The organism is Paraburkholderia sp. RL17-373-BIF-A (genome assembly GCF_046030175.1).
GTDB lineage: Bacteria > Pseudomonadota > Gammaproteobacteria > Burkholderiales > Burkholderiaceae > Paraburkholderia.
Window position 1 is genome coordinate 1 of the sequence record NZ_JARESO010000269.1, and the last position, 1,305, is coordinate 1,305.

Here is a 1,305-nt window from a genome sequence, read left to right on the forward strand (position 1 = left end):
CGTGCCTATGGCACACGGCTTCGTCTATCTCACTGCTGTGATCGATTAGGCCAGCCGCCGTGTTTTAGCGCACCGAGTCGCGATCACGATGGAGGCTGAGCATGCGGTAGCAGCGCTCGAAGAAGCATTCGCAAAATATGGATTGCCTGAGATCGTCAATACTGATCAAGGCAGCCAATTCACCAGTACGGTCTTCACCGACGCGGTCCTCTCGCGCGGAATCGCTTTGTCGATGGATGGCAAGGGAAGCTGGCGGGACAACGTTTTTATCGAACGACTGTGGCGCAGCGTGAAGTACCAATCTTGTCATCCTTACAATGGCCGCCGAAAGCTCTAAAAAGAGTATTGCTTGTTATTAGTGACATAACGATCACTTGCTCCTACAGCTGGTTGCTGGCTTCTCCACGCGACTAAATCTCCCTGAATCAGCGGACGGGTGTTCACTGCAAATGCCCCCCTTTCTGGCCGCAACGCTCAGTCACTCGTCTTAAAGGACGCGATGGATTCGCCATGAACGTGCGCCGGGTGCGTATGCGTGGTAAGACGATCTGTCCACGCCATGATCAGCGCCGACAGCAGGAATACCACATGGATGATGACTTGCCACAAAACCGCGTGTTCGGTGTGCTGGTCCGGGTTGATGAAGGTTTTGAGCAGGTTGATTGACGAGATACCAATGAGCGCCATCGACAGTTTGACTTTCAGCACCCCTGCGTTGACGTGGTCGAGCCATTCGGGCTCATCCGGATGCCCTTCGAGGCCCAAGCGAGAGACGAAGGTTTCATAACCCCCCACGATCACCATGATCAGCAGGTTCGAGATCATTACCACGTCGATCAGGCCAAGCACCGCCATCATGATAGTGGTTTCGTCAAGCGTGGTGGCGGGGGTGATGAGGTGCCAGACTTCCTTCAGGAACAGTAACACGTACACGCCCTGCGCCACTATCAGACCCAGATAGAGCGGAACCTGCAGCCAGCGACTCATGAAAATGATCGCGGGCAGCGGTTTCAGTGGACGGCGGACTGGGTGCGTGCGAAAGGATGACGGGGGCGCGGACACGATATCGTCAAAATTGATAGAGGGTGAGGCGAGATTTCCGGAGAAGCGCGACAAGTTGCGCAAAAAAGAAGCCGCAGTGCAGCTGCGGCTTAACCACAACGAGACCACGCATGAAGGGTGGGATAGTAATTGATATCTTTCGTTGACGTGATCGAAAAACCGCTAGCCCTGTCGATTTTAAGCAACCGCGCGGTTACAGCAAAGCACACCGGATCGTCGGAGGTGAATGAGAGCGTTCGATTT

1 protein-coding gene and 1 pseudogene are annotated in these 1,305 nt (G+C 54.5%); one reads left to right on the forward strand and one right to left on the reverse strand.

Going from position 1 to position 1,305, the window contains the following annotated elements:
• Nucleotides 1-310: pseudogene (locus tag P0D80_RS50240) on the forward strand (transposase); the annotation flags it as partial.
• A 164-nt stretch (nucleotides 311-474) separates the two neighbouring features.
• On the opposite strand, the gene P0D80_RS50245 reads toward P0D80_RS50240, so the two are convergent.
• Nucleotides 475-1,062 carry a TIGR00645 family protein gene (locus P0D80_RS50245; RefSeq protein ID WP_408296223.1) on the reverse strand — a complete coding sequence of 196 codons (588 nt, stop codon included), beginning with the start codon at nucleotides 1,060-1,062 and terminating at the stop codon, nucleotides 475-477.
• Nucleotides 1,063-1,305: the final 243 nt, after the last annotated feature.